This window comes from uncultured Methylovirgula sp. (assembly GCF_947646745.1).
Taxonomy (GTDB): Bacteria; Pseudomonadota; Alphaproteobacteria; order Rhizobiales; family Beijerinckiaceae; genus Methylovirgula.
Genome location: NZ_CANSHK010000070.1, coordinates 1 through 7136 on the forward strand (window position 1 = coordinate 1; position 7136 = coordinate 7136).

The 7136-nt window shown below is 62.4% G+C and carries 6 protein-coding genes; 1 reads left to right on the top strand and 5 read right to left on the bottom strand.

What is annotated here, in order from left to right; all coding sequences use genetic code 11:
• The 4 genes from Q0025_RS14560 to Q0025_RS14575 all read right to left on the bottom strand — a co-directional run.
• Nucleotides 1–308, bottom strand: a 308-nt coding sequence (locus tag Q0025_RS14560) for a biotin/lipoyl-containing protein (protein WP_297300370.1), incomplete at its 3' end; no start/stop codon positions are given.
• A 190-nt stretch (nucleotides 309–498) separates the two neighbouring features.
• Nucleotides 499–1869: a pyruvate dehydrogenase complex E1 component subunit beta gene (locus tag Q0025_RS14565; protein ID WP_297300372.1), complete on the bottom strand. Its 1371-nt coding sequence runs from the start codon at nucleotides 1867–1869 to the stop codon at nucleotides 499–501.
• 3 nt (nucleotides 1870–1872) lie between these two features.
• Nucleotides 1873–2925, bottom strand: a complete 1053-nt coding sequence (gene pdhA / locus Q0025_RS14570) for a pyruvate dehydrogenase (acetyl-transferring) E1 component subunit alpha (RefSeq protein WP_297300374.1) — start codon at nucleotides 2923–2925, stop codon at nucleotides 1873–1875.
• Nucleotides 2926–3103: 178 nt separating this feature from the next.
• Nucleotides 3104–3448 carry a septum formation initiator family protein gene (locus Q0025_RS14575; protein WP_297300376.1) on the bottom strand — a complete coding sequence of 115 codons (345 nt, stop codon included), beginning with the start codon at nucleotides 3446–3448 and terminating at the stop codon, nucleotides 3104–3106.
• A gap of 76 nt (nucleotides 3449–3524) precedes the next feature.
• Between Q0025_RS14575 and Q0025_RS14580 the strand changes: the two genes are divergently transcribed.
• Nucleotides 3525–5480 (top strand): EAL domain-containing protein, encoded by a 1956-nt coding sequence (locus Q0025_RS14580; RefSeq protein WP_297300378.1) that lies wholly within the window; start codon nucleotides 3525–3527, stop codon nucleotides 5478–5480.
• A 119-nt stretch (nucleotides 5481–5599) separates the two neighbouring features.
• On the opposite strand, the gene eno is transcribed toward Q0025_RS14580, so the two are convergent.
• On the bottom strand, nucleotides 5600–6886 hold the full coding sequence (gene eno, locus Q0025_RS14585; RefSeq protein ID WP_297300380.1) for a phosphopyruvate hydratase: 1287 nt from the start codon (nucleotides 6884–6886) through the stop codon (nucleotides 5600–5602).
• Between the last annotated feature and the right edge of the window lie 250 nt (nucleotides 6887–7136).

Consider the following 7136-nt stretch of genomic DNA (forward strand, 5'->3'; position numbering starts at 1 on the left):
GCTGCCGGAGCCTTGGCGGGTGGCGCCGGCGCCGACGCTCCCGCCGCCAGCGACTTCAAGTCTTCGCCCTCTTCCGCGATCAGCGCGATGATTTCATTGACCGGCACGTCATGGGTGCCGGCCGGCACGAGGATTTTGCCAAGTCTGCCTTCATCAGCCGCCTCGACTTCCATCGTCGCCTTGTCGGTTTCGATCTCGGCGATCACGTCGCCGGGCTTGACCGCGTCACCCTCGGCCTTGAGCCAGCGGGTGAGATTGCCCTTTTCCATCGTCGGCGACAGCGCGGGCATGAGCACTTTGATCGACATGGGATGGCCTAGCGTTCCGATTCTGGCGCTTTGCGTCCCACCGCGTCATTGCGGGACGTATTAGCGACGAAGCAATCCAGAAACCGAGTGACTAACCCTGGATTGCTTCGCTTCGCTCGCAATGACGCGCCGAAACGCAAGCAGCCTCTAGCACCGATGGGACACAGAATCATATTTCGGAATCCCAACATCAGCGATAACAAACGGCCTTCGCCGCCGCGACAATTTCGGCGACATTAGGCAGAGCAAGCTTTTCGAGATTGGCGGCATAGGGCATCGGCACATCGCGGCCGCTGATGCGCAGCACCGGCGCATCGAGATAATCGAAGGCGCCTTCCATAATGCGCGCCGAAATCTCGGAGCCGACGCCGCTTTGCGGCCAGCCTTCCTCGATCGTCACGCAGCGCCCGGTCTTGCGCACCGAGGCGAGCACCGTCTCGCTATCAAGCGGGCGGATAGTGCGAAGATCGATGACTTCCGCCGCGATCCCCTCGCCGGCCAAAGCCTCGGCCGCCTGCAGCGTATAGGTCATGCCGATGCCGAACGAGACGAGCGTCACGTCTTTGCCGGGCCGCGCGATTTTGGCGACGCCGATCGGCACCACCACATCGTTGCCCTCGGGCACTTCGAAACTGTGGCCGTAAAGGATTTCGTTCTCGAGGAAGATCACCGGATTGGGATCGCGGATGGCGCTTTTGAGCAGGCCCTTGGCGTCCGCGGCGGTGTAAGGCATCACCACTTTCAGCCCCGGCACATGCGAATACCAGGCGGCATAATCCTGGCTATGCTGCGCGGCGACGCGCGCGGCAGCGCCGTTCGGGCCGCGGAAGACGATCGGGCATTCCATCTGGCCGCCCGACATGTAATGGGTCTTGGCGGCGGAATTGATGATCTGGTCGATCGCCTGCATGGCGAAATTGAAGGTCATGAATTCGACGATCGGCTTCAGGCCAGCCATGGCCGCGCCGATGCCGATGCCGGCGAAGGCATGCTCGGTGATCGGTGTATCGACGACGCGCTTGGCACCGAATTCTTCGAGCAGGCCCTGGGTGATTTTGTAAGCGCCCTGATATTCGGCGACTTCTTCGCCCATGACGAAGACAGCCGGGTCGCGGCGCATCTCTTCGGCCATGGCATCGCGCAGGGCTTCACGCACCGTCATTTTGACGGTTTTCACGTCGGCGGCCGGTTCGGTTTCCGGCGGTGCCGGCGATGCCGGCACGGCGGGCGGCGCGAAGGCGACGAATGCGGCGGGCGCGTCCGCCATCTGCGGCGCCGCAGCCGGTGTCGAGCTTGGCGCGGCGCCGTTGAATGTTTCGCCTTCGGCGACGATCACGGCGATCGGCGAATTGACCGCGACATTCTCGGTGCCTTCCGGCACGATGATCTTGGCGAGCGTGCCTTCATCGACCGCCTCGACCTCCATGGTCGCCTTATCGGTCTCGATCTCGGCGAGCACGTCGCCGGCACGGATGGGATCGCCTTCTTTTTTCAGCCATTTGGCGAGCTTGCCCTGCTCCATGGTCGGAGACAGGGCCGGCATGAGAATATCGACGGACATGGGTTACTTCCAAACGTCGGTGTAAAGCTCGGCGAGGTCAGGCTCGGGATCGCCGGTGGCGAAGTCGGCCGCTTCGGCGATCCGCGCACGCACTTCGGCATCGATGTCTTTCAGCTGAGCTTCGCTGATCTGATGCGCGTTGAGCAGGCGTTCGCGCACCTGCTCGATCGGATCGCTTTCCGTGCGCATTTTCTGCACTTCTTCCTTGGTCCGATATTTGGCCGGATCGGACATGGAATGGCCGCGATAGCGATAGGTCAGCATTTCGAGAATGATCGGGCCGTTGCCGGCGCGGCACCATTGCGCTGCCTGTGTGCCCGCCGCGGCGACGGCGCGCACGTCCATGCCGTCGACCTGCTCGCCCGGAATGTTGAAGGAAATGCCGCGCTTGGAAAAATCCGTCATCGCCGAGGCGCGCTTGACCGAGGTGCCCATGGCATAGCGGTTGTTTTCGATGACATAGACAACGGGGAGCTTCCAGAGCTCCGCCATGTTGAAACTCTCGTAGACCTGGCCCTGATTGGCTGCGCCATCGCCGAAATAGGTAAAGCTGACGCCGCCGGTGCCGTTGTAATGATTGGCGAAGGCAAGGCCTGTTCCGAGCGGCACCTGGGCGCCGACAATGCCGTGGCCGCCGTAAAAATGATGCTCCTTCGAAAACATGTGCATCGAGCCGCCCTTGCCCTTGGAAATGCCATCGCGGCGGCCGGTGAGTTCCGCCATCACCATCTTGGGCGGGATGCCGCAGGCAAGCATATGGGCATGGTCGCGATAGCCGGTGATCGTCTGGTCGCCCGGCTTGATCGCCCGGTTCATCCCGACGACGACAGCCTCCTGACCGATATAAAGATGGCAGAAGCCGCCGATCAGGCCCATGCCATACATCTGGCCGGCGCGTTCCTCGAAGCGGCGGATCAAGAGCATTTCGCGATAGGCCGCGAGCTCGTCGTCAAGGCTGAATGGGGCAAGGCCCGCATTGGGCAGACTGGGATGAATGAGGTCGGCCGAGCCCGTTGCGGCCGAGCCGTTGCCCTGGCTCCCGGATGTCGCTGCCATCGTCTCTCCTCTGGAAGCTCCGGCGAAGCAAAACCCGCGCCTGAACAGGCTGCGGGCCTCGTGCGTTCGCCGCCCTCTCTACTCTAACGACCGGTGCGAATCCACCGCACAACGGCGTTCATCGTGCAAAAGATCGTTGACTTGAAAGGGATGTCTGACTGGAAAGGGATCGCGGGAGCTAGGGCGCCGCGGCGGCGCGGCCGGCGGAATCCGGTTTGAGCAGCACGATCAAATCATCCTTATCGACGCGGCCGAGACGCGCACGGGTTTCCTCGTCAAGAATGTCCCGGTCGATCGTCGTGCCGCTCAGCAAGGCAATGCGTCGCGCCCAAGCCTGGCGCGCTTTCTCCTTAGCATCAACCTGGGCCTGCAAGTTCTTGATCTGGCGCTCATAATCTTCGTTGGCGCGAAGCCCGCGGTCATCGTTGACCGCATGCCATAGAAAATAACTGCCCGCGGCGCCGGACAGGCAATAGAGCACGAAAGGAAAGAGAATAGCGCGCAGGCGCCTGCGAATGACCATCTTTTGAGCCTCGCCGATCAAAGTTAGCAGTCGATTAAGCCGATATTGCCAAGCGTACGCCAAAACTGTCGCGCTGATGGTAACCAAGTCTTTAGCGCTGGGGCGCAAGATCGACGAGGGGCAGACTGAGGCACTCGTGGCACATCGCGCCGGACGCTTATCGAAGTGCAAAACGGCGCCGGCCGTCGCGCCCAGCGATGCCCAATCATTGCAGCAATTGCAAAAAGACGTCCTCGAAGCCGTGGCAACCGGCTGCGCCTTGCCCGATGTCGTCGATCTCGTGTGCATCCGCGCCGAAGCCATGTCGCCCGGCGTGATCTGCTCGGTCCTGCGCGCCGACCTCGAGGCCAATTGCCTTTATCCCTTGGCCGGTCCGAGCCTGCCCGCAGCGATCCGCGAAGCCACGAGCTGCGTGCCGATCGCTCCGGGCGTCGGATCCTGCGGCACGGCCGCCTTTCGCGGCGAAGCGGTCGAGGTAACGAATATCGCGACCGATCCGCTATGGGCGGCGTTCAAGGACCGATTTTGGCCGCACGGCGTGCGCGCCTGCTGGTCGACGCCGATCAAGGGCCGCAGCGAGCAAGTCCTCGGCACGTTCGCGTTCTATTACGGCGAGCCGCGCGGGCCCGACGCGCTCGACCGCAGGATCGTCGAGGCTTGCGTGCATCTCTGCGCCATCGCCATCGATCACGACAATGCCCAGTCGCGCATCCTGCGGCTTGCCTATCGTGACCAGCAAACGAATCTGCCGAACCGCACCGCCTTTCAACAATATGCCTCCGCGCTGATCGAGCAGATCGGCGCCACCGGCCAGACGCTTGCGGTTCACTATATCGATCTCGACGACTTCAAGGGCGTCAACGATACGCTCGGCCACGTCGTCGGGGATCAGCTTTTGAGCGCCGTTGCCCAGCGTCTGCGCACCGTTTGCCAAGGCAATGAATATATCGCCCGGCTTGGCGGCGACGAATTCGCCGTCCTGCAATTTCCGGTCGCAACGCCGGATGAAATCGATCATCTGGCGCGAAAGCTCTTGTCCTGTTTCGAACCGCTGTTTGATATCGACGAGCGCACGATCAGCATCGCGGCGAGCATCGGGATTGCCTGGGCGCAGACCGACAGCAACAATTTCACCGATCTTCTGCGCCGTGCCGATGTTGCGCTCTACCGCGCCAAGAGTACCGGGCGGGCGACCTATTGTCTGTTCAACGAAGACATGGGCAAGCGGCTCGCGGCGCGGCGCGAAATCGAGAAAGACTTGCGTGCGGCGATCCGCAAAGGGCTGATCGCCCCGCATTTCCAGCCGATCGTCGATCTGATGACCGGCAAAACCGTCGGTTTCGAGGCTTTGGCGCGATGGATTGCGCCGGCGCGCGGCTTCGTTCCGCCGAGCCTGTTCGTTCCGATCGCCGAGGAAATTGGCGTCATCGGCCCGCTCGGCAATCTGATCTTGCGCCAAGCCTGTCAGGCCGCTGCGAGCTGGCCAAGCGACATCAAGGTCGCCGTCAATCTTTCATCGCTGCAATTGAGCCGCCAGGACTTCGTCGAGGACATCGAGCGCGCGCTCGCCGAAAGCGGCCTCGCACCGGAGCGCCTCGAACTCGAAATCACCGAAACCGTTCCGTTGATCGAAAACGCCGCGATGCGCGAAATGCTGTGCGACCTCAAGAGCCGCGGCATCGGCATTGCGCTCGACGATTTCGGCACCGGCTATTCGTCGCTTTCCTATCTGCGCTCGTTCCCCTTCGACCGGCTGAAGATCGACCTTTCCTTCGTGCGCGAAATCCAGGAGCACGAACAGACCATGGCGATCATCCGTGCCGTGCTCGATCTCGCCCGCAGCCTCAACGTCCGGACTACGGCCGAGGGCATCGAGAGCGAACGCCAGCGCGTCTGGCTGCAGGCGCAGGGCTGCACGGAAGGCCAAGGCTATCTCTTCGACCGGCCGATGCCAGCCTCCAAGGTCGTTGAATATCTCATCAACGAGGACGCGCTCTTCGGCGCCGGCACGCACGCCTTGCGGAGCGCCTGAACGCCTCAGAGCGGGATATGAAAACGCGCCAGCGGCTTTTCGCAAAAAATCCCGCTCTAAACGATGAGAATCGATCACGTTTATGATTTCGGATCGATGCGATCCGAAATCATCGTAATCTAGTCCGCCCAGGCCTTCAGCGCCGCGCGGCCGGCATAGCGCGCCTGGGCGCCAAGTTCTTCCTCGATCCGGATCAATTGATTGTATTTTGCGAGCCGATCGGAGCGGGCGAGCGAGCCGGTCTTGATCTGCCCGCAATTGGTGGCGACGGCAAGATCGGCGATGGTTGCATCTTCGGTCTCACCGGATCGATGCGACATCACCGCCGTATAGCCCGCGCGCTGCGCCATATCGACGGCGGCGAGCGTTTCGGTCAGCGTGCCGATCTGATTGACCTTGATGAGGATCGAATTGCCGATGCCCTGGGCAATGCCTTTGCCCAGCCGCTCGACATTGGTGACGAAAATATCGTCGCCGACGAGCTGCACTTTCTTGCCGATGAGATCGGTGAGGATTTTCCAGCCCTCCCAATCTTCTTCCGACATGCCGTCTTCGATCGTTGCAATCGGATAATTGGCGGCCAGCTTAGCGAGATAGTGCGCCTGCTGCTCGCCGGTCAGCGTCTTACCCTCGCCTTGCAAATGGTAAGCACCGTCGCGGAAGAATTCCGTCGCCGCGCAATCAAGGCCAAGCGCAATGTCCTGGCCCGGCTTGAACCCGGCGCCCTCGATCCCCTTCAGGCAGAAATCGAGCGCCGCCTCGGCCGACGGCAGATTGGGCGCGAAGCCGCCTTCGTCGCCGACATTGGTATTGAGGCCGGCTTTTTTCAGCGCGCTTTTCAGAACCTGGAAGACTTCCGCGCCCCAGCGCACCGCCTCCTTCACCGACGGCGCGGCATAGGGCAGGATCATGAACTCCTGAAAATCGATCGGATTGTCGGCGTGGACGCCGCCGTTCAGGATGTTCATCATCGGCACCGGCAGGACGCGGGCCGGCGTGCCGCCGACATAGCGGAAAAGCGGCAGGCCGCTGACATCGGCCGCCGCCTTGGCGACCGCCAGCGACACGCCGAGGATGGCATTGGCGCCGAGGCGCGATTTGTTCGGCGTGCCGTCGAGCGCGATCATCGCCTCGTCGATCGCAACCTGATCCTCGGCATCCATGCCGGCCAGCGCATCATAGATGTCGCGATTGACCGATTCGACCGCCTTCAACACGCCCTTGCCGCCGAAGCGCTTCTTATCGCCGTCGCGCAATTCGACCGCCTCATGCGTGCCGGTCGACGCGCCGGAGGGGACGGCGGCGCGGCCGAAGGAGCCGTCCTCCAGCGTCACATCGACTTCGACCGTAGGGTTGCCGCGGCTGTCCAAAACCTCGCGGCCAGCAATGTCGACGATGGCGGTCATAGAGCGTCCTTTCGGCGGGTTTCCTCGTTTCGCGGCGGGTTCTACGACGAACATGCCGCCGAAAAAAGGGGGCACGCGACCGCGCCCGTCGGCATGGCGGCCCGCCCGATCGGCTCGCGGGCCGACAAGAAATCGCGCCACATCATGACGTTAGAGCCCGTTCTGATCGAAAACGCCCCGCGGCTTTCTCGGCGCATGGTCGCGTGGGGACGATATGACGCTCTTGCGCCGCGATTTAGACGGGCGGCGG

Coding starts and splice junctions, on each gene's coding strand:
- Q0025_RS14575 (WP_297300376.1), bottom strand. CDS start 3,448: ATGGTCATTCGCAGGCGCCTGCGCGCTATTCTCTTTCCTTTCGTGCTC.
- eno (WP_297300380.1), bottom strand. CDS start 6,886: ATGACCGCCATCGTCGACATTGCTGGCCGCGAGGTTTTGGACAGCCGC.
- Q0025_RS14580 (WP_297300378.1), top strand. CDS start 3,525: ATGGTAACCAAGTCTTTAGCGCTGGGGCGCAAGATCGACGAGGGGCAG.
- Q0025_RS14565 (WP_297300372.1), bottom strand. CDS start 1,869: ATGTCCGTCGATATTCTCATGCCGGCCCTGTCTCCGACCATGGAGCAG.
- pdhA (WP_297300374.1), bottom strand. CDS start 2,925: ATGGCAGCGACATCCGGGAGCCAGGGCAACGGCTCGGCCGCAACGGGC.